The following is a 24172-nucleotide window of genomic DNA, read 5'->3' as shown; positions in this document are numbered from 1 at the left end:
CCCCAGGGCCGTACGGGGAAGACGTGACCGCGGGGGACCAGACGACCGAGGAGCGCGCGAGGTGACGGAGAGCGTCGAGGAAACGGCAGGACCGGACGGAACACCGGGTCCGGCGCGGAAGCCCGCGCCCGACGGCGGCTACCCGGCGGCCCGGCTGCGGCTCCTCCAGGACGAGGCGGCCATCGGACCCGACCGCCGCGCCGCCCTCGCCCGGCTGACCGACGACTGGCTGGCCGGCCTGCTGCACCGGCACGCCACCGAAGCCGGCCTGTCCGGGACCGCCCTGGTCGCCGTCGGCGGCTACGGCCGCGGCGAACTCTCCCCGCGCAGCGATCTCGACCTGCTCCTGCTGCACGACGGCCGCGCCGCCCCCGGCGACCTCGCCGCGCTCGCCGACCGCCTCTGGTACCCCGTCTGGGACCTCGGCCTGGCCCTCGACCACTCCGTACGCACCCCCGCCGAGGCCCGTAAAGCGGCCCGCGACGACCTGAAGGTGCAGCTGGGCCTGCTCGACGCCCGCCACCTGGCCGGCGACACGGAACTGACCGGCGCGCTGCGCACCTCCGCCTACGCCGACTGGCGGGAGAGCGCCCCCAAACGGCTCCCGGAACTCCATGACCTGTGCCAGGAGCGCGCCGAGCGGCAGGGCGAACTCCAGTACCTGCTCGAACCCGACCTCAAGGAGGCCAGGGGCGGGCTGCGGGACGCCACCGCGCTGCGTGCGGTCGCCGCCTCCTGGCTCGCCGACGCCCCGCGCGGCGGTCTGGAAGCCGCCCGCACCCGTCTGCTGGACACCCGCGACGCGCTCCATCTGACGACCGGCCGCGCCACCGACCGGCTCTCCCTCCAGGAACAGGACCAGGTCGCCGGCGCCCTCGGCATGCTCGACGCGGACGCCCTGCTGCGGCAGACCTACGAATCCGCCCGCACCATCTCCTACGCCGCCGATGTCACCTGGCGGGAGGTCGGCCGGGTGCTGCGCGCCCGCTCCGTCAAGCCCATGCTGCGCGGCCTGCTGCACGGCCGTGCAGCAGGCAAGGGCGAGCGCTCACCGCTCGCCGAAGGCGTCGTCGAACTCGACGGCGAGGCGGTGCTGGCCCGTACCGCACGCCCCGAACGGGACCCGGTGCTGGTCCTGCGCGCCGCGGCCGCCGCCGCCCAGGCCGGGCTGCCGCTGGCCACCCACTCGATCCGCCGGTGCAGCGCGGCCACCGCCACCCGGCCGCTGCCCGTGCCGTGGCCCGCCGAGGCCCGCGAACAGCTGGTGACGCTGCTGGGCGCGGGCAGCCACACCGTCCCCGTATGGGAGGCGCTGGAGGCCGAGGGCATCGTCACCCGGCTGCTGCCCGACTGGGAACGCGTCCGCTGCCGCCCCCAGCGCAACCCCGTCCACACCTGGACCGTGGACCGCCACCTCATCGAGACCGCGGTCCGCGCCTCGGCCCTGACCCGCCGGGTGCACCGCCCCGACCTGCTGCTGATCGCCGCCCTGCTGCACGACATCGGCAAGGGCTGGCCCGGTGACCACTCGGTGGCCGGTGAGACCATCGCCCGCGACGTGGCGGCCCGGCTCGGCTTCGGTGCCCGCGACACCGCGGTGATCGCCACCCTCGTACGGCACCACCTGCTGCTCGTCGAGACCGCCACCCGGCGCGATCTGGACGATCCGGCGACCGTGGGCGCGGTCGCCGAGGCGGTCGGCAGCACCGGCACCCTGGAGCTGCTGCACGCCCTGACCGAGGCCGATGCCCTGGCCACCGGGCCCGCCGCCTGGAGTGCCTGGCGCGGTGGACTCGTCGCCGACCTGGTCAAACGGGTCACCGCGCGGCTCGCCGGTGAGCCCCGTACGGAGGTACGCGACGCCGACGAGCCGACCGCGGAGCAGGAGCGGCTGGCGATCGAGGCCCGGCGCACCGGAGGCCCGGTCCTGACGTTGCACGCCCGCTCCGAACCCGCCACCGGAACCGGGGACGGGTCCGCGCCGCCCGACCGGGAGCCGGTCGGTGTGGAACTGCTCATCGCCGTACCCGCCCACCGGTCACCCGGCCGCCGCCCCTCGACGAGCCCGGCGGGCACGCCGGGCGTCCTGCCCGCCGCGGCAGGCGTGCTGGCCCTGCACCGGCTCACCGTCCGCGCCGCCGACCTGCTGCTGCTCGACCCCGTCGACGACGGCCCGGTCCTGCTGCTGCGCTGGCGGGTGGCCGCCGAATACGGCTCGCTGCCGCGCGCCGACCGGCTGCGCGCCGACCTGGCCCGCGCCCTGGACGGCTCCCTCGACATCCCCGCCCGCCTCGCCGAGCGCGAACGCGCCTACGCCCGCCGGGCCCGAGCCGTGCTCGCCCCGCCGCCGCGGGTCACCGTGGTCACCGGCAGCTCCCGCACCGCGACCGTCATCGAGGTCCGCGCCCAGGACGCACACGGTCTGCTGCACCGCATCGGCCGCGCCCTGGAGAAGGCCGGCGTCGCCGTGCGCAGCGCCCACATCAGCACCCTGGGCGCGAACGCGGTGGATGCGTTCTATGTCACGGGGGCGGACGGGGAGCCCCTGTCCGACGGCACGGCCCATGAGGTGGCGGCGGCCGTGGAGCGCGCTCTGCAGTAGCGGCCGGGGCGCGGGGCAGGAGCGGCGGGGAGCGGGGCAGGACCGGTTCGCTTGCGCAGCCCGATACCCTGGAACCCGACTGAACCCCGCCCCCGACCCCGAGGATCGACGACCGCCGTGTTCGATACGCTTTCCGACCGCTTGGCGAGTACTTTCAAAAACCTCCGGGGCAAGGGCCGCCTGAGCGAGGCGGACATCGACGCCACGGCGCGCGAGATCCGTATCGCGCTGCTCGAAGCCGATGTGGCCCTCCCCGTCGTCCGCGCCTTCATCAAGCAGGTCAAGGAGCGTGCCACCGGCTCCGAGGTCTCCCAGGCGCTGAACCCCGCCCAGCAGGTCATCAAGATCGTCAACGAGGAGCTCATCGGCATCCTCGGCGGCGAGACCCGCCGGCTGCGGCTCGCCAAGACGCCCCCGACCGTGATCATGCTGGCCGGTCTGCAGGGTGCCGGTAAGACCACCCTCGCCGGAAAACTCGGCCGCTGGCTCAAGACGCAGGGGCACGCCCCGCTGCTGGTCGCCTGTGACCTCCAGCGCCCCAACGCCGTCAACCAGCTCCAGGTCGTCTCGGAGCGCGCGGAGGTCGCCTTCTACGGCCCCCAGCCGGGCAACGGTGTCGGCGACCCGGTCCAGGTGGCCAAGGACTCGATCGAGTACGCGCGCACCAAGCAGCACGACGTCGTCATCGTCGACACCGCCGGCCGTCTGGGCATCGACCAGGAACTGATGCAGCAGGCCGCGGACATCCGCGACGCGGTCAGCCCCGACGAGGTCCTGTTCGTTGTCGACGCGATGATCGGTCAGGACGCGGTCAACACCGCCGAGGCGTTCCGTGACGGTGTCGGCTTCGACGGCGTGGTGCTCTCCAAGCTCGACGGTGACGCCCGCGGTGGTGCCGCGCTGTCCGTCGCGCACGTCACCGGCAAGCAGATCATGTTCGCCTCCAACGGCGAGAAGCTGGACGACTTCGACGCGTTCCACCCGGACCGCATGGCGTCCCGCATCCTCGGCATGGGCGACATGCTCAGCCTGATCGAGAAGGCCGAGCAGACCTTCAGCCAGGCCGAGGCCGAGAAGATGGCGGCCAAGCTGGCGAAGGGCCCCAAGGAGTTCACCCTCGACGACTTCCTGGCCCAGATGGAGCAGGTCCGCAAGATGGGCTCCATCTCCAAGCTGCTCGGCATGCTGCCCGGCATGGGCCAGATGAAGGACCAGATCAACAACCTCGACGAGCGCGAGGTCGACCGCACGGCCGCCATCATCAAGTCGATGACCCCGGCCGAGCGCCAGGAGCCGACGATCATCAACGGCTCGCGCCGGGCCCGTATCGCCAAGGGTTCCGGTGTCGACGTCAGCGCGGTCAAGGGACTGGTCGAGCGGTTCTTCGACGCCCGCAAGATGATGTCCAAGATGGCCCAGGGCGGCGGCATGCCCGGGATGCCCGGCATGCCGGGGATGCCTGGCATGGGCGGTGGAGCCCGCAAGAAGAAGCAGGTCAAGCAGGCCAAGGGCAAGCGCAAGAGCGGTAACCCGATGAAGCGCAAGGCCGAGGAGGAGGCCGCGGCGGCGCGCCGGGAGGCCGCCCAGTCCGGCAACCCGCTGGGCCTGCCGCAGGGCGGCCAGGACCCGCAGGACTTCGAACTCCCCGAGGAGTTCAAGAAGTTCATGGGCTGACCCTCCCGCGCCCCTCCCGCGCCCTCGCGCGGCTTCGGCTGACGAGCCCCCGGCCTCCTATGGGCGGTCGGGGGCTCTGCCGTGTCCGGCGGGCACGGGTCGGACAGGGGGCGGACGCGGGGCGGGCACCGGCCCCGCGCCCCTGCCTCATCGCCGCCGGACCGGCCCGGCACCGCCCTCCGGCCCTGCACCGCCCTCCGGCCCTGCACCGCCCTCCGGCCCTGCACCGCCCTCCGGGCCGTCGTCCGCCCGGCCGTCGGCCGCCCCGCCTCCGCCCGGAGCCGCCGGCCCGTCGTCGTCCGCCCCGTCCCGCCCCGTGAGAAACCGCAGCGGATTGCGCCGCGTCAGCCGGTCGATCAGTTCCTCGTCCACGCCTGCCGCCCGCAGCCGCGGCAGGAAGGACCGGAACAGGTGCCCGTAGCCCATCCCGCCCTCGCTGAGCAGGTAGCCGTGGCGGGAGACGTCGCAGCTCAGCAGCACCCGGTCGGCGTGACCCGACTCCAGGAGCGCCAGCAGCAGCCGCAGCCGCACCCGGTCGCTCCGGTAGCTCTCCTTGCCGACGGTGTCGAACGCGATGTACGCACCGGCCGCCGCCAGTTCCCGGTGCACCGCCGGATCGTCGAGCAGGTCCTGATGGCCGATGCTGACCCGGTGCGGCGGCAGCCCGGCCGCCGTCAGCAGCTCCAGCTGGGCGAGCCCGCCGCGGCCGAACTGGGCATGGGTGGCCACCGACAGCCCGGTCGCCGTGGCGGCGAGCGCCGCCGCGGTCAGCGTCCGCGCCTCCGGCTCGCTCGGCACGTCGCCGTGGCTGCCGACCTCGCCGATCACCCCGGGACGGATCCCGGAGCCGCCGCAGCCGCGCTCGATCTCCCCGACCAGCGTGCCGGCCAGCCGCTCGGCGCTGGTGCGGCTCAGCTCCGCGGGATGGAACGGCTCGTAATACCAGCCGGTCGCCGCGATGACCGCCACCCCCGAATCCGCGGCGATCCGGGCCATCGCGGCCACATCGCGCCCCATGCCCCGGCAGGTGAGTTCGACGAGCAGACCGAGCCCGAACTGGGCGCGCAGCGACGCCAGTTCCTCGGTGATCGCGGCGCGGTGCCCGGGGGTCAGGGTCGCCGCGCTGTCGGCGCCCCGGGTCAGATCGAGCGCCAGATGCTCATGGGCGAGCACCGGCCCGCGCACGGCGGAAGCGGGCAGGGTGCCCGAGACGGTTTGCAGCAGATCGTTCATCAGCGCCTTCCCGGCCGCCCGGCGCGGCCGAACCCGTCCGGGAGCGAGCCCCGTCAGGAGGTGAGAGGGGTGAACAGGTCCAGCCAGTACAGGACGTTGAGCAGGACGCCGCCGACGACGACCGCGGCGGGCCCCGCGGCGGTGCGGACCACCACCCGCCCCATCGCCTCGTTCAGCAGGTACAGCCCGCCGACGAGCAGGATGCCCAGCCCGCCGCCCATCGCCTGGGCGGCCAGCAACGAGCCGAAGAGAAGCGCCAGTTGCAGCGTCGCGCCGATCGCGCCGCGCAGCTGCTCGGAGGAGTCGCGCACCGACGGCAGCCCGCCCAGCACCCGGCCGATCCCGCTGAGCGCCAGCACCTCGGCGGCGAAGACCAGCGCCCCGCACACCAGCGCCCACCACGGGCTCGGCAGCAGATAGCCGAGCGGGTAGACGAACGTGAAGCCCGCGATGCCGTACGCACCGGAGGCCAGCGCGGTGGTGGCGATCAGCGGCAGGAATCCGAAGGCGCGGTAGAAGTCGACCTGCGCCGCCTCGGCGGTGCGCCCCTTGGCGATCAGGAAGCTCGCCGCCTCCCCGCCGCCGAATATGTGCAGCTGCGCCAGCAGGCACACCCCGGCGCCCAGCGCCATGAACAGCGGCAGATGGCGGCGCAGTCGGGCCGCGCTCGCGCTGAACAGCGACACCATGGGGTCCTCGTCCGGCCCGGCGGGCCGCTCGTCCGCCGCTTTCGCCCGGCCCTCCGCCGCTCCCGCTCGCCCGTCGGCCGCCTCCGCCCGCCGGGGCGCCGTCTCCGCCCGCTCGTCCGCTGCCTGGACCCGCTCCCTGCGCCGCTGCCGTAGATCCCTGGCGACCGCGAAGCCGATCAGCAGCAGCACCCCGGCGGCCATCGCCGGCGCCCCGGCGAACACCTTCGGCCACAGCTTCATCGTGACGACGACGAGAGCGAACTCCACCACGCCCGCCACCGCGCCCGGCAGCCTGCCGAACTGCTTGCTGATCGCCAGCACCGGGAACAGCGTGAACAGGAACAGGATCGGGGTCGCCATCCGCTGCATGGCCGTCAGAAAATCGACCGGCAGCTCGTGCGCCACCTCGTTGGCGCCCTTGAGCCCGAACACCACCACGGCGCCCCAGGCGCCGCCCAGCACCGGCGCGAGCCACTTCCTCGGCGCGAGGAGGCCCAGCAGATCGGTCGGCAGGAACACCAGCCAGGGGTTGAGCACACCCGATGACAGCGCCATGGGCGCGCCCAGGCCGAAGATGAAGCCGGCCGACAGGCCGAAGGAGACCGCACCGGTCGCGCTGCGGGTGGTCCGCCCCTGGAGGAAGTCCAGCAGGAACGGCCGTACGCCGTCGTTGAACACCGCCAGTGCCAGATGCGCCAGGTACGCGGTCAGCGCGCACACCCCGATGACGGTCAGCTGCCCGGCCGTGGAGAAGTCGAGGGCACCGGCCGCGGCGGCCGGGCCCGGCGGCGCGGCGGCGGGGAGGCTGCCCACGGATCAGGCCGTACGGGCGGCGATGGCGCGGGCGAGCACCGGGGTGACCGCGTCCATCCGGTCGACGGCGTAGCCGAACACCTTCTTCCCCTCGTCGAGCAGGGCCTCGATCTGCTCCGCGGTGGGCACCGACCGCCCGAAGGTGTGGCAGGCGGCCGCGCCCAGCAGCCCGACCAGTACACCGAGCGAGGCCCCGGCCCCGGTGTGGCAGGTGCCGAGGAAGTAGTCCGCCTGCCCGGCGCGCAGCTGCACCGCCGCGTCCATGTCGTTGCTGACGGCGATCTCGACGTCCGGCAGCCCGAGGCCGGTCACCTGGCCGGCGACCTCGGATTTGCCGAGGCCCCCGGTGAGGATCTTGGTCATGGAGTATCCCTTCGCGGTCGGGCCACGGGCACCGCCGGGCCCCCGTGCCATACGGCCAGATGCAGCGCCAGGAAGTTGACCTCCGAGCCGGGGAGCAGCGCGCCCAGCTCGCTGTGGGCCCGTACGGCGACGGCGCGGGCCCGCGCCAGCGCCTCCGGGCGGTCGGCGAGTTCTTCCGCCACCGCCGCATCCGCGGGGAGTGAATCGACGCTCTCCCCGTCCAGCAGCCGGGTCAGTGCCATCAGCAGATGGCCGGCCAGCATCCCCGCGCTGTCCTCGGTGACCGGCCGTCCCTCGGCGGCCATGGCCTCCAGCTCTGCCGTCACGAACGCGGCGACCTCCGGCCGCACCTGCCCGCTGTCGCAGAAGAGCCGGATGCGCCGGGCGAGACGGGATTCCATGGGCGGCCGTCCTTCCCTCGAAGGCAACAGTAACCAGGATTCTGGATTTTGCCCCCTGATGTGCCGTCACTTTTTGCCGGCGCCAGCGGCATCGGTTCAGTACGCCGGAACGCGCTCGCCCCGCAGCACCTCGCCCTGCACGGCCGTGACCGTGGACAACTCCACCGCACCCCGTAGGGCCGCCGGCGCCGCGGCCGCCGCCCCGCCGGTACGGGCTATCAGCGCGGCACTCGCATGGCGCACCGCCAGATCGCGGGTGAGCTCGTCGCCCAGCGGCAGCACCTGCAGCTGGGCGACCGGGTGTCCCGGCACCTCGTCGAGGTTCCACACCGCCGCATCGGCCCGGCCCCGCGCCAGCTCCTCCCACGGCTGCAGGGAGCGGCACGGCACCCGTTCCACGTCCGGGCGGTGCGCAAAGAGCCGTTCGGTGAGCGTCCGCTGATCCTCCGAGGCCGCGTCGACGACGACCCGCAGGCCGGGGGAGTTGAGCGTGACCCCGGGCCGCAGCAACAGGCCGTGTTCGCCGGCGTAGGTGCCCGGTCCCAGGTCCGCGATCAGTTCGAGGGGCTGCTGCCCGAGCAGTTGGTCGGCGGCGAAACGGGACAGCACCGCCAGCGCGGCCCTGCCCTCGGCCACCGCCGCGACCCGGGCGGCCGCACCCCGCAGGAAGGTGATCGCGAACGGTGCGCCGGCTTCCTCGAACGCGGTCCGCAGCCCCGTCGCGAGGCCTTCGAAACGACGGGAGTGCGGCAGCGGCATCGCGGCCGGCACCGTGCCGAGGCCGGACAGGCGCCACAGGACGGCCCGGTCCGACTCCACGAGGAAGGTGCCGAGGTGGCCCCGGGCAACGGTCGTGATCGCGCCCGCCTCCTCCAGGAGCCGGAGCGCGGCCTGCACCGTGCCGTTGCCCACGCCCAGCCGCTCGGCGACGTCGCGGACCCGCGGCAGCCGCGCCCCCGCACCGCCGGCCCCCTGCCGGAGCAGCAGAGCCGCCAACTGCCGGGCCGCATGCCCGTTGCGGGTCAGGAGCCGCTCGTCGAGGCCGTCGGGGCCGTGGATGCCGTTCACACAAATGACAGTAAACAGGATCCTGGATACTGCCAAACGCCCGCCGGAAGGCCGCCCCGGCGCCCGCCCCCGGCACTGCCACCGGCCCGCGGCCCCGCGCTACCTCGTCCGCGCGATCAGATAGCGGAAGACATTCGGCATCCACACCGTCCCGTCCGCCCGCTGATGCGGATGCAGTGCCTCCGCGAGCTCCTTCTCCACCTGACGCTGCTCTGCCGCCTCCAGCGCCGTGTCGAACAGCCCCGTCGACAGCAGCCCCCGCACCGCACTCGCCAGATCGGCGTACCCGAACGGGCAGGCCACCCGGCCCGAGCCATCGGGCCGCAGCCCGGCCCGCTCCGCCAGCTCCTCCAGATCGTCCCGGCCGCTGGGCCACCACCCGGCCGAGCAACCGTCCTCGTCCGCCGAACCGGCCGGCCGCTGCGCCACCCGCAGCACCCCGGCCGTGGCACACCGCTCCACCGGGCCCCAGCCGCCCAGCACCACCGCACTGCCGCGCTCCGCCAGCCCCGCCGCCGCGGTGAGCGAGGCCGTCAGCCCCTCGACCGTGCTCACACAGCCCACCGGATGGAAGGCCGTGACCACATTGAAGGCGGCGTCCCCGGGCGCCGCGTCCTCCAGGCCGCCGCTGACCAGCCGGGTGTGCTCCGGCATGCCGTCCGGCGTGAGCCGTTCACGCGCCAGCTCCAGCCGGGACTCGTCCGCATCCACCCCGCTGACCTGCGCGCCCCGCGCCGCCGCGAGCAGCAGTGCCAGCCCTGAGCCGCAGCCCAGCCCCAGCAGGCGGGTGCCGGGACCGACCCCCAGGCGGTCGTACGCGGCTTCGTAGAGCGGCACCAGCATCCGCTCCTGGATCTCGGCCCAGTCACGGGTGCGCGCCCGTGACCCGGCCGGAACGGGAGGGTCGTCGCAGCGCATGGATCCGGAGTGCGGAAGCTGGTGCCGCACGAGCGTCGGTGACATCGATAGCGCCCCTATTCGCCGAGAACCCGAAGCTGTTCCGTACCGATCGCCCCCGTGTTCGCGCGTTGTGCGCCCCCGCGATCCAGACAACTGCGCATTCGTCCGGGCGTCCAGGGGGTGCGCCGGGGTTGTCTCCCGCGCGCCCCCGTGTGCGCCGGGCCCGCTCCCTGGAGCGCCGTTCCAGGGTGCCCCGGCCGGCGCGGTTCCGCCACGGCAGCACCGGCCGCCCGGAGCTCCCCACGCCCCGGGTGCCGTCCGGCCACCCGCCTCCACCGGCCCCTAGGGTGGGCTGCGAGCCGGTGCCGGCCGGGCACAGGTACGCCCCGTACCATCGCCGCGATGATCGTTGCCCCGGTATACGACCGGCTACGCCATGCGGCGTACGCGCGGATACGTACCGGCTTGAGGTCCCCTGGGTGTCTTCTGCGCAGATCTGCGCACCCCGCCCTCGGCACGCCTCATGACCGTAAACTGACTGGTACGTGCAAATTATTTGGGATGCCCCGGAATCGGAACACCGGGCGTCCCCGGCTCGTTGTCACGACGTGAGCACGACACCGCCTGTCCTCGCCGCCGAACTGGCGCTCGCGTGGGCCGATATTCAACGGCACCACCCCGAGCTGCCGGACCTGGCCGCGCCCGAGTCCCTGATCGGAGAGTCCTCGTCCGCCTGCGGCGCCGAACTCTCTTTCGAACGGCTGCTCCATGAGGCAGTCCACGGCATCGCCGCCACCCGCGGCATCCGCGACACCTCCCGCGCAGGCCGCTACCACAACCGCCGCTTCCTGGCGATCGCCGAGGAGTTGGGCCTGGACCATGCCGACGAGCCGCACCCCAGCAGCGGCTTCTCCCTGGTCACGCTCAACCCCGAAGCCAGAAGGCGCTACCGCTCCACCATCGAACGACTGGCCAGAGCCCTCAAGGCGCACACCGCCGCCACCGCCACCGACACCACCCGCAGCTTCCGGGGACCGGCCGCCCGGCACGGCTCCTCCGGAGGGGGTGTCCGCGTCAAGGCCGTCTGTGACTGCGGGCGCAACGTCCGCGTGGTGCCCTCCGTGCTGGCCCAGGCGCCGATCGTCTGCGGCGGCTGCGGCAAGCCCTTCCGGATCCCCGAGGTGGCCGCGGTCGGCTGACCCATGGGCGTGTGGCACAATGGCTAGCTGTACTCGACAGTCGCACAGGACCCCTCTCTCCTCCGGCTGACGCGTCCATCGGGCACCCCGAGTACCGCAACCCCACGTGGCATCCCGTTGTGCCCCACCACGTCAAGACCAGGAGACACCACTCCCGTGGCAGTCAAGATCAAGCTGAAGCGTCTGGGCAAGATCCGCGCGCCTCACTACCGCATCGTCATCGCCGACTCCCGTACCCGCCGTGACGGCCGGGCCATCGAGGAGATCGGCCTGTACCACCCGGTGCAGAACCCCTCGCGCATCGAGGTCGACTCCGAGCGTGTCCAGTACTGGCTGGGTGTCGGCGCGCAGCCGACCGAGCCCGTCATGGCCATTCTCAAGGTCACCGGCGACTGGCAGAAGTTCAAGGGCCTGCCGGCCCCGGCGCCGATGAAGGTCGCCGAGCCGAAGGCCGACAAGCGCGCCCTCTTCGAGGCCGCGGCCAAGGACTCCGGCAACGAGCCGAAGGGTGAGGCCATCACCCCGAAGGCGAAGAAGGCTGACAAGAAGGCGGACGAGGCTGCGGCCGAGTCCACCTCCGAGTCGACCGAGGCCTGAGCATGCTCGAGGAAGCCCTCGAGCACCTCGTCAAGGGCATCGTCGACAACCCCGACGACGTGCAGGTTGCTTCGCGCACCCTGCGCCGCGGGCGCGTGCTGGAGGTCCGGGTTCACCCCGACGACCTCGGCAAGGTGATCGGCCGCAACGGCCGTACCGCCCGTGCCCTGCGGACCGTCGTGGGCGCCATCGGCGGCCGGGGCATCCGCGTCGACCTCGTCGACGTGGACCAGGTCCGCTGACAAGTTGAACACCGGCTCGGGCCGGGGAGGGCCCTCGGGCCGTCCCCGGCCCGAGTTCGTTGGTGAGGGTGGAGCCACCCTCACCGCCCTCCATGGACAAACCGCGACGGTCCTCGGCCGCCTCCGCGAGAGCGGCGGCGGTTCAGCCGCAAGAAAACGGGAGAGAACAGCGTGCAGTTGGTAGTGGCACGGATCGGCCGCGCCCACGGCATCAAGGGCGAGGTCACGGTAGAGGTGCGCACCGACGAGCCCGAACTGCGGCTCGGCCCGGGCGCGGTCCTCGCCACCGAACCGTCCTCCGTCGGACCGCTGACCATCGCGACCGGCCGGGTGCACAGCGGCCGGCTGCTGCTGCGCTTCGAGGGCGTCGCGGACCGTACGGCCGCCGAGGCGCTGCGCAATACGCTGCTGATCGCGGAGGTCGACCCCGAGGAAGTCCCCGAGGACCCCGAGGAGTTCTACGACCACCAGCTGATGGACCTCGATGTCGTCACCCGCGACGGCACCGTCGTCGGCCGGATCTCCGAGATCTCCCATCTGCCCTACCAGGACCTGCTGGTCGTCCAGCGGCCCGACGGCAGTGAGGTGCTGGTCCCGTTCGTCTCCGAGATCGTGCCGGAGATCGACCTGGAGGAGCAGCGTGCGGTCATCGACCCGCCGCCCGGCCTCCTCGACGACAGCCAGGCGGACATCGCCGGAAGCCGCGGAGACAGCTGATGCGGCTCGATATCGTCACGATCTTCCCGGAGTACCTCGAACCGCTGAACGTCTCCCTCGTCGGCAAGGCCCGCGCCCGCGGACAGCTCGATGTGCGCATCCACGACCTGCGGGAATGGGCCCACGACAAGCACAACACCGTGGACGACACCCCCTACGGCGGCGGCCCCGGCATGGTCATGAAGCCCGAGCCGTGGGGCGAGGCGCTGGATGCGATCCTCGCGTCCGGTGAAGGCGCACCGGTGATCGTCGTCCCCACCCCCAGCGGTGCCCCCTTCACCCAGCAGCTCGCCGTCGAGCTCTCGGCCAAGCCCTGGCTGGTGTTCACCCCGGCCCGCTACGAGGGCATCGACCGCCGTGTCATCGAGGAGTACGGCGACCGCGTCGAGGTCCGCGAGGTCTCCATCGGTGACTACGTCCTGGCCGGCGGAGAAGCACCGGTGCTGGTCATGGTCGAGGCGGTGGCCCGGCTGCTGCCCGGCGTCCTCGGCAACGCCGCCTCCCACCAGGACGACTCCTTCGCCCCCGGCGCGATGGCCGACCTCCTGGAGGGCCCCGTCTACACCAAGCCTCCCGAGTGGCGCGGCCGCGGTATCCCCGAGGTGCTGCTCAGCGGCCACCACGGCAAGATCGCCCGCTGGCGCCGTGACGAGGCCTTCCGCCGCACCGACCGCAACCGCCCCGATCTGATCGAACGCGCCGACCCCGCCGCGTTCGACAAGCACGACCGCGCGATCCTGGCCGCTCTGGGCTGGTCAGCGGGCGAGGACGGCCGATTTGGGCGGACGACCGGGGCCGTGGAAGAATAGGCCGCTGCCGTGTGAGTCCGGTGCGCGCCCCTGCCACAGGGGGAACGACGCCCGCCCGACACAGCGGCATCCGACACATCATTTCCGATATCCCGCTGATGACCTGTGGCATCAGCGAAGAAAGCAGTAGGTCATGCACCTTCTCGACTCCGTCGACGCCGCGTCGAAGCGCAGCGACATCCCGGCCTTCCGCCCGGGTGACACCGTCAACGTCCACGTCCGCGTCATCGAGGGCAACCGCTCCCGTGTGCAGCAGTTCAAGGGCGTTGTCATCCGCCGTCAGGGCGCCGGCGTGCGCGAGACCTTCACGGTCCGCAAGGTCAGCTTCTCCGTCGGCGTCGAGCGCACCTTCCCGGTGCACACCCCGATCGTCGAGAAGATCGAGGTCGTGACCCGCGGTGACGTCCGTCGCGCCAAGCTGTACTTCCTGCGTGAGCTCCGCGGCAAGGCCGCGAAGATCAAGGAGAAGCGCGACAACTGAGCCGGGCCGTCCCGGAGCACGATTTTTTGCGCCGGGGCAACGCAAACCCACGCTCGCGTACGGGGTCCGGATCCGGCCGGATAGGCTCATGGCCCGATGGACACCGACGCACAGCTCACGGAGCGCGACCCCTCTCCCGCCCCCGAACAAGGGCCGGAGCAGGGGTCGCGCTCCGCGCGTTTGCTCGCCCGTGCGGCCGCTCTGCGCCATCGGCCGGCCACCCTGCTCGCGCTCTGCCTGGCCTTCGTCCTGCTGCTCAGTGCGTTGGTGGCGCAGCCCTTTCTGATTCCCAGTTCCTCCATGGAGAACACCCTGCAGATCGGGGACCGGGTGCTGGTCAACAAGCTGGCGTACCGTTTCGGCAGTGAGCCGGCGCGGGGCGATGTGGTGGTCTTCGACGGCACCGGATCCTTCGTTCACAGGGAGCAGGAGGAGAATCCCGTCACGGGACTGCTGCGCGGAGCCGGCGCGGCGCTGGGCCTGGCCCGGCCTGCCGAGACCGACTACGTCAAGCGTGTGATCGGCATCGGCGGGGACCACGTGACCTGCTGCGACGAACGGGGGCGGATCGAAGTGAACGGTGAGCCCGTGAATGAGGCGTATCTCCACCCCGGGGACGCGCCGTCCTCGGTGGATTTCGACATCGTGGTGCCGGAGGGCAAGTTGTGGGTCATGGGGGACCACCGCGCCAGATCCAGCGACTCCCGCGACCACCTCGGTGACCCCGGCGGCGGCACGGTCCCGGTGGAGAAGGTCATCGGCCGCGCGGACCTGATCACCTGGCCGGCGAGCCGCTGGCGCACCTTCGAGCACCCAGGGTCCTTCGACCGGATACCCGCCGCGGCAGGCCCCCATGGGTAGCCGCGGACGCCCCCGCCACGGCGGCCAGGGCACCGCCCGGCCCGGAAGGGGAGCCGGCAGGCCCCGGGGCCGCGGCGGGCCGGGGCGCGACGCCGACGCCCCGTACAGCGACGTCGGCGCGTACGGCGACCCACAGGAAACCGGCGGGGGCGACGGCTCCCGCGCGGGCGGCGCCGCGACCGGCAGGCGGGCGGGACGGACCGGGACCGGTGGCCGGGCCGAGCGGCGGCGTATGGCGCGGCGCATCAAACGCCGCAGGCAACGTTCCTACCTCAAGGAAATCCCCATCCTCGTCGGCGTGGCACTGGCCATCGCCCTCGTCCTGAAGACCTTCCTCGTCCAGGCCTTCGTCATCCCGTCCGGCTCCATGGAGCAGACGATCAAGATCGGCGACCGGGTGTTGGTCGACAAGCTGACGCCGTGGTTCGGCTCCAAGCCGACGCGCGGCGATGTGGTGGTCTTCAAGGACCCCGGGGGCTGGCTCAAGGGCGAACAGAACAAGCCCCCCGCCGACGGCGGCGCCTTCCAGCCGGTCAAGGACGCCATGACCTTCATCGGGCTGCTGCCGTCGGCCGACGAGCAGGACCTGATCAAGCGCGTCGTGGCGGTCGGCGGCGACACCGTCAAATGCTGCGACGAACAGGGCAAGGTCACGGTCAACGGCACCCCGTTGACCGAACCGTACATCCATCCGGGCAACCCGCCCTCCACGCTGAAGTTCACGGTGAACGTCCCCATCGGACGGATCTTCGTGATGGGCGACCACCGTTCCAACTCCGCGGATTCGCGCTTCCACCTGGACGAGCCGTACCGTGGCACGGTCTCGGAGGACGGCGTCGTGGGCCGGGCGGTGGTGATCGGCTGGCCGTTCAGCCACTGGCGGCGCCTGGAAGAGCCGGACACCTTCACGACCGTGCACGACGCGCCGGGCGCCAAGGCGTCCGCGGCAGGCGCTCCGCATAGGCTGTCCCCTGAGAGTTTGACCGTACTCCCGACCCCTGCGGAACTCCCGCTCGTTATGGGAGTGGTGGGCCTGCGCCGGTTGACGGGCAGGCGAGTGCGTGGAGTGAGGAGCAGATGTGGGGGACTTGGCGGTCGGCGCGCGGTCCGGAACCGAAGAGCCCGAAGAGCCGGCGGGACGTGGTGAGACCCCGCGGCCGGCGACGAGTTCCGTGCAACAGTCACCAACTCGGTCAGGGGCGCAGGCCCAGAGTTCACCCTCGGCGGACCCTTCGGACACGTCCGACACGTTGGACATGTCAGCGGGCAAGGAGGCGAGCGGCGGCATGAAGAAGGCCAAGAAGCCGCGTGCCTTCTGGAAGGAGCTGCCGATCCTCATCGGGATCGCGCTGCTCCTCGCGCTGCTGATCAAGACATTCCTGGTGCAGGCGTTCTCGATCCCGTCCGACTCGATGCAGGACACCCTGCAGCGCGGGGACCGGGTCCTGGTCGACAAGCTGACGCCGTGGTTCGGCTCCAAGCCGCAGCGCGGCGAGGTCGTCGTCTTCCACGACCCGGGCGGCTGGCTGAACGAGACGCCGACCCCTGAGCCCAACCCCGTCCAGAAGGTCCTCAGCTTTATCGGCCTGATGCCCTCGGCAGAGGAGAAGGACCTGATCAAGCGAGTGATCGCGGTCGGCGGCGACACCGTCGAGTGCCATGGCACCGGCCCCGTCAAGGTCAACGGCAAGGCGCTCGACGAAGACTCGTACGTCTTCCCGGGGGCCACGCCCTGCGGCGACCGGGCGTTCGGCCCGATCCACGTCCCCAAGGGCCGGATCTGGGTGATGGGCGACCATCGCGACGACTCCCTCGACTCGCGCTACCACCAGAACCTCAAGGGCAACGGCACGGTCTCGGAGAACGAGGTCGTCGGCCGGGCGTTCACCATTGCCTGGCCCATCAACCGCTGGGCGACGCTGCCCGTGCCGGACACCTTCGACCAGCCCGGAATCAACAAGGCCATGGCGGCTACGCCGGCGGCCCTCGGCCTGGCCGGTGCGGTGCCGATCGTGATCTGGCGTCGCCGGAGGCTGACCGGAACGCGTAACCCCAGGTAAGGTGCCGTCCCGGATCTTCGACGCGGGCGCGGTCCGCGGGGTGGGAGCGCTGGGATGAGCAGCAGTACGGAACGCAGGACCGACGGCCGCGGCCGGACGACGGGCAGTGTGCTGTCCGGTCTGGCCGTGGCCGTCGGCTGTGTGCTGTTCCTGGGCGGCTTCGTATGGGCGGCGCTGATCTACCGCCCCTATACGGTGCCGACCGACTCGATGACGCCGACGATCGCGGTCGGGGCGCGGGTCCTGGCGGAGAAGGTCGACGGCTCCGAGATACGCCGCGGCGACATCGTCGTCTTCAAGGACTCCACCTGGGGCGACCAGCCGATGGTCAAGCGCGTCGTCGGCATCGGCGGTGACAAGGTCTCCTGCTGCACCGAGAAGGGCCGGCTGACCATCAACGGAACCCCCGTCGAGGAACCGTATCTGCAAGGCAGCGGACCCGCCTCACCCATCGGCTTCAAGGCTAAGGTCCCCACCGGCCAGCTCTTCCTGCTCGGTGACCACCGCAGTGACTCTCTCGACTCCCGCGTCCACCTCACCGACGGCGACCACGGCTCCGTACCGCGCAGCGCCGTCAATGCCCGGGTCGACGCGCGCGCCTGGCCGTTCGGCAGCGTCGGCGTGATGCAGCGTCCGGCGGCCTTCTCCGCTCTCCCCGGCGGCACCTCGCAGCCCGGACCGGTGCGGCCCATCACCCTCGCGGTGGTCGCCGGCGCGGTCCTCATCCTCGTCGGTGCGGCCTACGGTCCCCTGGCCCGGCGCAGGGCGCGCAAGGGTGCCTGAGGGACCGCGACGGGGCGGCGAGGGGGCGGCCGCGGCCCAGGGGGCGGGGGCCGGTGACGTACCGGATGCGCCCTTGGCGCGCCAGGTCTCCCGCATCGTGCTGCTCGACCCCGACGACCGGATCCTGCTGCTCCACGGCTTCGAACCGGCCCGGCCCGCCGACAGGTGGTGGTTCACCCCCGGCGGCGGCCTGGAAGGCACGGAGACCCGTGAAGAGGCGGCCCGCCGCGAGCTTGCCGAGGAGACCGGCATCACCGACGCCGTCCTCGGTCCCGTCCTGTGGAAGCGCCGCTGCGCCTTCCCGTTCGACGGACGGCGCTGGGAGCAGGACGAGTGGTATTACCTGGGGAGAACCGACCGGACTGTCACCGACACCGGCGGGCAGACTGACCTGGAGCGACGCAGCGTCTCGGGACTGAGGTGGTGGACTTCGGAGGAACTGTCCGCCTCGCATGAGACGGTGTATCCAACCAGACTCGCCGAGCTGCTGCGCACGCTGCTCGACGAAGGGCCCCCCGATGCGCCGGTGCTCCTGGAGACCGAGCGGGTCTGACGCACAATGGGGGGACGCACGGCTGAAGGGGATCTGCCATGAGCGCCGAGGACCTCGAGAAGTACGAGACCGAGATGGAGCTGAAGCTCTACCGGGAGTACCGCGACGTCGTCGGACTGTTCAAATATGTGATCGAGACCGAGCGGCGTTTCTACCTCACCAATGATTACGAGATGCAGGTGCATTCGGTTCAGGGGGAGGTGTTCTTCGAGGTGTCGATGGCTGACGCCTGGGTCTGGGACATGTACCGCCCGGCCCGCTTCGTCAAGCAGGTGCGCGTCCTCACATTCAAGGACGTGAACATCGAAGAGCTCAACAAGAGCGACCTGGATCTTCCGGGGAGCTGAGGCGGCCGGAAGCGGCGGAGTGGGCGGGCTCCCGGCCCCGCCTGAACCCGCCCGGCATCACCCGGACGGGTGAGCGGGTTATCCACAACCGGCTCACTGTCCACCAAGATCCAACAGGTCGGGGCGGGAGCGTCACAGTCGGTGCCGGAGGTGGTACCGCATGAACGCCATGCAGGCCGGCCACAGGGCCGAGAACGACGCACAGACCGCGCAGCCGGCGCGGAGGGCGCACTCAGGAGCGCCGCCCGCGGAACGCAGGCCACCCGCGGGCAGGCGGCCGGCCAACGAGCCGCCCGCCCCCGGGCCACCGGCCGCCGAACGGGCGGCCGCCACGCCACCGGCGCCCGGCCCGGGGGCGGCCACATCAACGAAGCCCGGCCTGACAGCGGCCAAACCGGCCGACACCCGACGGCGCGCACTCGGCCGCTATGGCGAGGACCTGGCCGCCCGGAGGCTCATCGAGGCCGGTATGCGCATCCTGGACCGCAACTGGCGCTGCCGCGACGGAGAGATCGACATCGTTGCCGCCGACGGCGACGCCCTGGTGGTCTGCGAGGTCAAAACCCGCCGCGCCGGCTGGTACGAACACCCCATGGCGGCCGTACGCCCCGAGAAGACCGCCCGGCTGCGCCTGCTGGCGGAACGCTGGCTGGAGCGGCACGGCGGCCCACCGCCCGGAGGCGTACGGATCGATGTGATCGGCGTCCTCCTGCCCGCCCGCGGCGCCCCGGTCGTCCAGCACGCCCGAGGGGTGGCCTGATGGGATTCGCCCGGACCTGCTCCGTCGCGCTGGTGGGCGTCGAAGGCGTCGTCGTCGAGGTCCAGGCCGACCTGGAACCCGGCGTCGCGGCCTTCACCCTCGTCGGGCTGCCCGACAAGAGCCTCATCGAGTCCCGCGAGCGAGTGCGGGCCGCGGTGACGAACTCCGGCACCGAGTGGCCGCAGAAAAAGCTCACCGTCGGCCTCAGCCCGGCCTCCGTGCCCAAAGGCGGCAGCGGCTTCGACCTGGCCGTGGCCTGCGCGGTCCTCGGCGCCGCCGAACGCCTCGACCCGCGTGAACTCACCGACCTGATGATGATCGGCGAACTGGGCCTGGACGGCCGGGTCCGGCCCGTACGCGGAGTGCTGCCCGCCGTATTGGCCGCCGCCGACGCCGGATACCGCCAGGTCGTCGTCCCGGAGCAGACCGCGGCCGAGGCCTCGCTGGTCCCCGGCGTCTCCGTCCTCGGCGTTCGCAGCCTGCGCCAGCTCATCGCCGTCCTCGCCGACGAACCGGTACCCGACGAGGAAGATCCCCGCGAGGAAGGCCGCCCCGACCCGCTGCTCGCCGGGCTGGTGATGCCCGGCACCGGCGTCAGCGCGGGCCTGCCCACCGGTGACCACACCCCCGACCTCGCGGACGTCGCCGGCCAGCACAGCGCCCGCCGCGCCCTGGAAGTGGCCGCCGCCGGACGCCACCACATCTTCTTCAAAGGCCCGCCCGGCGCCGGCAAAACGATGCTCGCCGAACGCCTCCCGGGGCTGCTGCCACGACTGTCCCCCAAGGAATCCCTGGAGGTCACCGCCGTCCACTCGGTGGCCGGCACCCTCCCACCGGGACAGCCGCTCCTCCATCGGCCGCCCTACTGCGCCCCGCACCACTCCGCGACGATGGCGTCCCTCGTGGGCGGCGGCACCGGACTGCCGCGCCCCGGAGCCGTATCCCTGGCCCATCACGGCGTGCTGTTCGTGGACGAGGCCGCCGAATGCAGCCCACGCGTCTTGGACGCGCTGCGCCAGCCACTGGAATCCGGCCATGTCGTCGTCGCCCGCGCGGCGGGCATGATGCGCATGCCCGCCCGCTTCCTCCTCGCCCTCGCCGCCAACCCCTGCCCTTGCGGACGGCACGGCACCCCCGGCGCCGGCTGTGAATGCCGGCCGTCGTCCATCCGCCGCTACCGAGCCCGGCTCTCCGGGCCCCTGATGGACCGGGTGGACCTCCGGATCGCCGTTCAACCGGTCGCCCGCTCCGAACTGGTCGCCCTCGGCCGCGGCGCCGAATCCACCGCGACCGTCGCCGAACGCGTCCAAGCCGCCCGCGAGCGCGCCGCGGCCCGCCTCGCCGGCACCCCGTGGCGGACCAACAGCGAGGTACCCGGCCATGAGCTGCGCACCCGCTGGCAGGTCCACCCGGGCGCCCTGGCCCCCGTTGAACGTGACCTCGAGTGCGGTCTGCTCACTGCCCGCGGCCTCGACCGAGTCCTCCGCGTCGCCTGGACCGCCGCGGACTTGTCCGGCCGCGACCGCCCCACCGGCGAAGACGTCAACTGGGCCCTGGAACTGCGCACGGGAGTACGCCGCGGCGCGCCGGCATTGGCGGGCGGGGGCGGGGGCAAGCGCACGACCACGACGGCCGCCACACAGCCGCAGGGACAGGTGTGAGCGATGACCAGCACCGATGCATGGGGATTCGCCACGGGTGAACCCGTCACCACCACGCCGGGCCGGAGCCAGGAGCCCGCCCCGACCGCCGAGCCGGGCCCCGCCACACACACGACGCCCGAACCGCGTCCTGCACGGCCGGTGGCAGCCGGCCGGCGGTCCGCGCGCCGTGAGGGGCACGAACCGCAGCGCACCGCCCGCGCCGCCCTCACCCGCATCCTCGAACCGGGTGACGAAACCGCCGGCCGCTGGATGCGCGAGATGGGCCCGGTGGCCCTCTGGCACGCCCTCTCCGACGATGCGGCGGACCCGCCCACGGGCACCACACCAGCCAAGATCGCGGGCCTGCGGCTACGGGCCGCCAGGGCCCGCCCCACCGCGGACCTCGACGCCATCACCGAGCTAGGCGGCCGGTTCCTCTGCCCCGGGGACGACGAATGGCCCGGCCAGCTCGACGACCTCGGGGACGCCCGCCCCATCGGCCTGTGGGTGCGCGGGACGGCCAACCTCAGGCTGTGGGCGCTGCGCTCGGTCGCCGTCGTCGGCGCCCGGGCCTGTACCGACTACGGCGCGCACCTCGCCGCGACGCTCGGCGCCGGACTCGCCGACCGCGGCTGGGCCGTTGTCTCCGGAGCCGCCTACGGGGTCGACGGCGCGGCTCATCGCGGCGCGCTGGCCGCGGACGGCGCCACCATCGCCGTCATGGCCTGCGGTGTCGACCACGCCTACCCGCGGGGCCACTCCGAGTTGATCGGCCGGATCGCCGAACAGGGCCTGGTGGTCGCCGAGTTACCGCCCGGCGACCACCCCACCCGCAGCCGCTTCATCCAGCGCAACCGCGTCATCGCCGCACTCACCAGAGGCACCGTCGTCGTGGAGGCAGAGGTGCGCAGCGGCTCACTGGTCACCGCCCGGCAAGCGCTGGCCCTCGGCCGCTTCACGATGGGCATGCCGGGCCCGGTCACCAGCAGCCTGTCCGCCGGGGTGCATCAACTCCTGCGCGGCGAGGCCGCGGTGATCACCGGCGCCGACGAGGTCATCGAACTCGTCGGCAGCATCGGTGACCTCGCTCCCGAGCAGCGGGGACCGACCCGTATCCGCGACCTCCTCGATCCCGTCGCGACCCGCGTACTGGAGGCGCTGCCCGCGCGCGGCAGCACGGACACCGGCCGTCTGGCGGAGGAAGCCGCCATGCCCCGAGAGGTCACGCAGCGCAAACTCTTCGAGCTGTTGTCCCTCGGATTCGTGCAAAGGTGCGGTGATCACTGGGAGTTGGTGCGACGCGCCGAGAGGACCGAGGGTTCCCGGCGAGGCGGTCCTTGACCTGGGGCGAACGGGTGAAAGGGTGAGGGGAATGACCGCAGAATCCAGGTTTGCCGTGCTTCGGGGCACGGTCCGATCCATGGGGAGACGGCGATGTGGCGCAGGGGACGGGCGAGGTCTTGCACACCGTGTCATCGCGTCCGTCCGCACGGCCCTCCCGGGGTTCGCGTCCGGCTCCCTGTCCGGGTGTCGCCACGCCGTACGAGGTAACCCTGAGGTGCGGGCAGCGGAACGTATCTGCGCACGCCCGAACCTGCCGTCCTCGCGCACCGCGACGCTTCGGTCACGCTACGCTCACAGGCAATTCAACCCTCATACATCCATCCACCCGCGTCTCGGCAGAACGGCTCAAGGCGACGAATGCCCCAGCACACCTCCGGGTCTGATCGTGCGGCTGTACCACCCGCCGCGCGCGGCAGCGTGCGCCCCGCCCCGCCCACCTCGCTCGACGAGTTGTGGCGCTCCTACAAGGCGTCGGGCGACGGGCGGCTGCGAGAACAGCTGATCCTGCACTACTCGCCGCTGGTCAAGTACGTCGCCGGCCGCGTCAGCGTCGGCCTGCCCCCCAACGTCGAACAGGCCGACTTCGTCTCTTCCGGAGTCTTCGGACTGATCGACGCCATCGAGAAGTTCGAACCCGAACGCGCCATCAAGTTCGAGACCTACGCCATCACCCGCATCCGCGGCGCAATGATCGACGAGCTGCGCGCTCTGGACTGGATTCCGCGCTCCGTACGACAGAAAGCCCGTGCCGTCGAACGGGCCTACGCCACCCTCGAAGCGCAGCTGCGCCGCACCCCGTCAGAGGCGGAGGTCGCCGCGGAGATGGGCATCGCGCTGGAAGAACTCCACGGTGTGTTCAGCCAGCTGTCGTTGGCGAACGTGGTCGCCCTGGAAGAGCTCCTGCACGTCGGTGGCGAGGGGGGTGAACGGCTGAGCCTGATGGACACCCTCGAGGACACGGCGGCCGAGAACCCCGTCGAGATCGCCGAGGACCGCGAGCTGCGGCGACTGCTCGCGCGCGCCATCAACACCCTCCCCGAGCGCGAGAAGACCGTGGTCACGCTCTATTACTACGAAGGGCTCACGCTCGCCGAGATCGGCAACGTCCTCGGCGTCACGGAGAGCAGGGTCAGCCAGATCCACACCAAGTCCGTACTCCAGCTCAGAGCGAAGCTCGCCGACGTCGGACGCTGAGTCACCCACCGGACGCCCGGGCTCTCCGCGCGCCGTGTCGCCATGCGGAGTGCCATGCCGGGCGTGCCATCCGTAGAGTGGTGAGGTGCCCAGGATTCGAGCGGCCTCTGTGGCCGAGCACCGGACGATGCAGCGCGGCGCCCTCTTGGACGCTGCCCGCACCCTGCTGACCGAAGGCGGAACGGAAGCACTGACCTTCCCCGCCCTCGCCGAGCGCACGGGCCTCGCGCGCTCTTCCGTGTATGAATACTTCCGCTCGCGCGCCGCTGTCGTGGAAGAGCTGTGCGCCGTCGACTTCCCGGTCTGGGCCGCTGAGGTGGAAGCGGCGATGGAGCGCGTCGACACGCCCGAGGAGAAGGTTGAGGCGTATGTGCGACGGCAGCTCGCCCTGGTCGGCGACCGGCGCCACCGCGCCGTCGTCGCCATCTCGGCAGGTGAGCTGGACGCCGGCGCACGGGAGAAGATCCGCGCGGCCCACGGCGGACTGATCGCCATGATCATCGAGGCGCTTGCCGCCCTCGGGCATGCACAGCCCCGCCTCGCGGCCATGCTCCTCCAAGGAGTCGTCGACGCCGCGGTCCGCCGTATCGAACTGGGTGCCGCAGAAGACCCGGACGAGATCACGGAGGCGGCGGTCGCCATGGCCCTCCGCGGCGTCCGCGGCTGAGGGGGCCTCCCCCCCCCGCCCCCCCCACCCCCTCCCACCCCACCTCCACCCCCAGCACACTCGTTGGCCCCGCAGCCCGCAGCCCGCAGCCCGCAGCCCGCAGCCCGCAGCCCGCAGCCCGCAGCCCGCAGCCCGCAGCCCGCAGCCCGCAGCCCGCAGCCCGCAGCCCGCA

25 protein-coding genes are annotated in these 24172 nt (G+C 72.3%); 19 read left to right on the top strand and 6 right to left on the bottom strand.

Translation table 11 applies throughout. The annotated features are described in order from the left end of the window. Positions 1-61: 61 nt before the first annotated feature. Together ACGFR7_RS18010 and ffh are read left to right on the top strand one after the other, a co-directional pair. Complete coding sequence (locus ACGFR7_RS18010; RefSeq protein ID WP_393319706.1) at positions 62-2602, top strand: [protein-PII] uridylyltransferase; 2541 nt, start codon at positions 62-64, stop codon at positions 2600-2602. A 117-nt stretch (positions 2603-2719) separates the two neighbouring features. Beyond that, the gene (gene ffh / locus ACGFR7_RS18005; RefSeq protein WP_393319704.1) at positions 2720-4276 is read left to right on the top strand and encodes a signal recognition particle protein; all 1557 of its coding nucleotides are present in this window, start codon (positions 2720-2722) and stop codon (positions 4274-4276) included. A 147-nt stretch (positions 4277-4423) separates the two neighbouring features. Here ffh and ACGFR7_RS18000 read toward each other — a convergent pair whose 3' ends face one another. From ACGFR7_RS18000 to ACGFR7_RS17975, 6 genes are all read right to left on the bottom strand, one after another. Further along, positions 4424-5509, bottom strand: coding sequence for a phosphotriesterase (locus ACGFR7_RS18000; protein WP_393319701.1), 1086 nt, complete (start codon positions 5507-5509; stop codon positions 4424-4426). Positions 5510-5562: 53 nt separating this feature from the next. Beyond that, positions 5563-7011: a YhfT family protein gene (locus ACGFR7_RS17995; RefSeq protein ID WP_393319699.1), complete on the bottom strand. Its 1449-nt coding sequence runs from the start codon at positions 7009-7011 to the stop codon at positions 5563-5565. A gap of 3 nt (positions 7012-7014) precedes the next feature. After that, the gene (locus ACGFR7_RS17990; protein WP_393319697.1) at positions 7015-7374 is read right to left on the bottom strand and encodes a DUF2620 family protein; all 360 of its coding nucleotides are present in this window, start codon (positions 7372-7374) and stop codon (positions 7015-7017) included. Further along, positions 7371-7775, bottom strand: coding sequence for a transcriptional antiterminator (locus tag ACGFR7_RS17985; protein ID WP_393319693.1), 405 nt, complete (start codon positions 7773-7775; stop codon positions 7371-7373). The genes ACGFR7_RS17990 and ACGFR7_RS17985 overlap by 4 nt, the downstream gene beginning before the upstream one ends. Positions 7776-7871: 96 nt before the next feature. After that, complete coding sequence (gene yhfZ / locus ACGFR7_RS17980) at positions 7872-8843, bottom strand: GntR family transcriptional regulator YhfZ (RefSeq protein ID WP_393319690.1); 972 nt, start codon at positions 8841-8843, stop codon at positions 7872-7874. A gap of 99 nt (positions 8844-8942) precedes the next feature. Next, on the bottom strand, positions 8943-9806 hold the full coding sequence (locus ACGFR7_RS17975; protein ID WP_393319687.1) for a methyltransferase domain-containing protein: 864 nt from the start codon (positions 9804-9806) through the stop codon (positions 8943-8945). 545 nt (positions 9807-10351) lie between these two features. On the opposite strand from ACGFR7_RS17975, the gene ACGFR7_RS17970 reads away from it, so the two are divergent. The 17 genes from ACGFR7_RS17970 to ACGFR7_RS17890 all read left to right on the top strand — a co-directional run bounded on the left by ACGFR7_RS17970 (position 10352) and on the right by ACGFR7_RS17890 (position 24000). Then, positions 10352-10942, top strand: coding sequence for a hypothetical protein (locus ACGFR7_RS17970; RefSeq protein WP_393319684.1), 591 nt, complete (start codon positions 10352-10354; stop codon positions 10940-10942). Positions 10943-11098: 156 nt separating this feature from the next. Next, a complete protein-coding gene (gene rpsP / locus ACGFR7_RS17965; protein WP_030080385.1) occupies positions 11099-11539 on the top strand; it encodes a 30S ribosomal protein S16 in 441 nt (146 codons plus the stop codon). Positions 11540-11541: 2 nt separating this feature from the next. Then, the gene (locus tag ACGFR7_RS17960; RefSeq protein ID WP_003980229.1) at positions 11542-11781 is read left to right on the top strand and encodes an RNA-binding protein; all 240 of its coding nucleotides are present in this window, start codon (positions 11542-11544) and stop codon (positions 11779-11781) included. 171 nt (positions 11782-11952) lie between these two features. Further along, entirely contained in the window at positions 11953-12498 is a 546-nt protein-coding gene (gene rimM / locus ACGFR7_RS17955; RefSeq protein WP_393319679.1) for a ribosome maturation factor RimM, read from the top strand. After that, positions 12498-13307, top strand: a complete 810-nt coding sequence (gene trmD, locus ACGFR7_RS17950; protein ID WP_393319676.1) for a tRNA (guanosine(37)-N1)-methyltransferase TrmD — start codon at positions 12498-12500, stop codon at positions 13305-13307. The genes rimM and trmD overlap by 1 nt, the downstream gene beginning before the upstream one ends. A gap of 133 nt (positions 13308-13440) precedes the next feature. Next, on the top strand, positions 13441-13788 hold the full coding sequence (rplS, locus tag ACGFR7_RS17945; protein ID WP_018087148.1) for a 50S ribosomal protein L19: 348 nt from the start codon (positions 13441-13443) through the stop codon (positions 13786-13788). 96 nt (positions 13789-13884) lie between these two features. Next, on the top strand, positions 13885-14649 hold the full coding sequence (lepB, locus tag ACGFR7_RS17940; protein WP_393319673.1) for a signal peptidase I: 765 nt from the start codon (positions 13885-13887) through the stop codon (positions 14647-14649). Next, positions 14642-15796, top strand: a complete 1155-nt coding sequence (gene lepB / locus ACGFR7_RS17935) for a signal peptidase I (protein ID WP_393319670.1) — start codon at positions 14642-14644, stop codon at positions 15794-15796. The genes lepB (ACGFR7_RS17940) and lepB (ACGFR7_RS17935) overlap by 8 nt, the downstream gene beginning before the upstream one ends. A 109-nt stretch (positions 15797-15905) precedes the next feature. Further along, positions 15906-16709, top strand: a complete 804-nt coding sequence (gene lepB / locus ACGFR7_RS17930; RefSeq protein ID WP_393319667.1) for a signal peptidase I — start codon at positions 15906-15908, stop codon at positions 16707-16709. A 54-nt stretch (positions 16710-16763) separates the two neighbouring features. Beyond that, positions 16764-17492 (top strand): signal peptidase I, encoded by a 729-nt coding sequence (gene lepB, locus ACGFR7_RS17925; RefSeq protein ID WP_393319665.1) that lies wholly within the window; start codon positions 16764-16766, stop codon positions 17490-17492. Then, positions 17485-18045 carry an NUDIX hydrolase gene (locus tag ACGFR7_RS17920; protein WP_393319662.1) on the top strand — a complete coding sequence of 187 codons (561 nt, stop codon included), beginning with the start codon at positions 17485-17487 and terminating at the stop codon, positions 18043-18045. The genes lepB (ACGFR7_RS17925) and ACGFR7_RS17920 overlap by 8 nt, the downstream gene beginning before the upstream one ends. 38 nt (positions 18046-18083) lie before the next feature. Continuing rightward, entirely contained in the window at positions 18084-18392 is a 309-nt protein-coding gene (locus ACGFR7_RS17915; RefSeq protein WP_003980220.1) for a DUF2469 domain-containing protein, read from the top strand. 379 nt (positions 18393-18771) lie between these two features. Next, positions 18772-19152: a YraN family protein gene (locus ACGFR7_RS17910; protein ID WP_393320174.1), complete on the top strand. Its 381-nt coding sequence runs from the start codon at positions 18772-18774 to the stop codon at positions 19150-19152. Continuing rightward, positions 19152-20813, top strand: coding sequence for a YifB family Mg chelatase-like AAA ATPase (locus tag ACGFR7_RS17905; RefSeq protein ID WP_393319659.1), 1662 nt, complete (start codon positions 19152-19154; stop codon positions 20811-20813). The genes ACGFR7_RS17910 and ACGFR7_RS17905 overlap by 1 nt, the downstream gene beginning before the upstream one ends. Before the next feature lie 3 nt (positions 20814-20816). Beyond that, on the top strand, positions 20817-22136 hold the full coding sequence (dprA, locus tag ACGFR7_RS17900) for a DNA-processing protein DprA (protein ID WP_393319656.1): 1320 nt from the start codon (positions 20817-20819) through the stop codon (positions 22134-22136). A gap of 360 nt (positions 22137-22496) precedes the next feature. Then, positions 22497-23333, top strand: a complete 837-nt coding sequence (whiG, locus tag ACGFR7_RS17895) for an RNA polymerase sigma factor WhiG (protein ID WP_393319653.1) — start codon at positions 22497-22499, stop codon at positions 23331-23333. Between the two features lie 127 nt (positions 23334-23460). Further along, positions 23461-24000, top strand: coding sequence for a TetR/AcrR family transcriptional regulator (locus ACGFR7_RS17890; RefSeq protein ID WP_393320171.1), 540 nt, complete (start codon positions 23461-23463; stop codon positions 23998-24000). Positions 24001-24172: the final 172 nt, after the last annotated feature.

The sequence above is a fragment of the Streptomyces sp. NPDC048516 genome (assembly GCF_043199875.1).
Lineage (GTDB): Bacteria > Actinomycetota > Actinomycetes > Streptomycetales > Streptomycetaceae > Streptomyces.
Note: the sequence above shows the minus strand (reverse complement) of the source record. Positions and strands in the feature narration are given on the sequence as shown.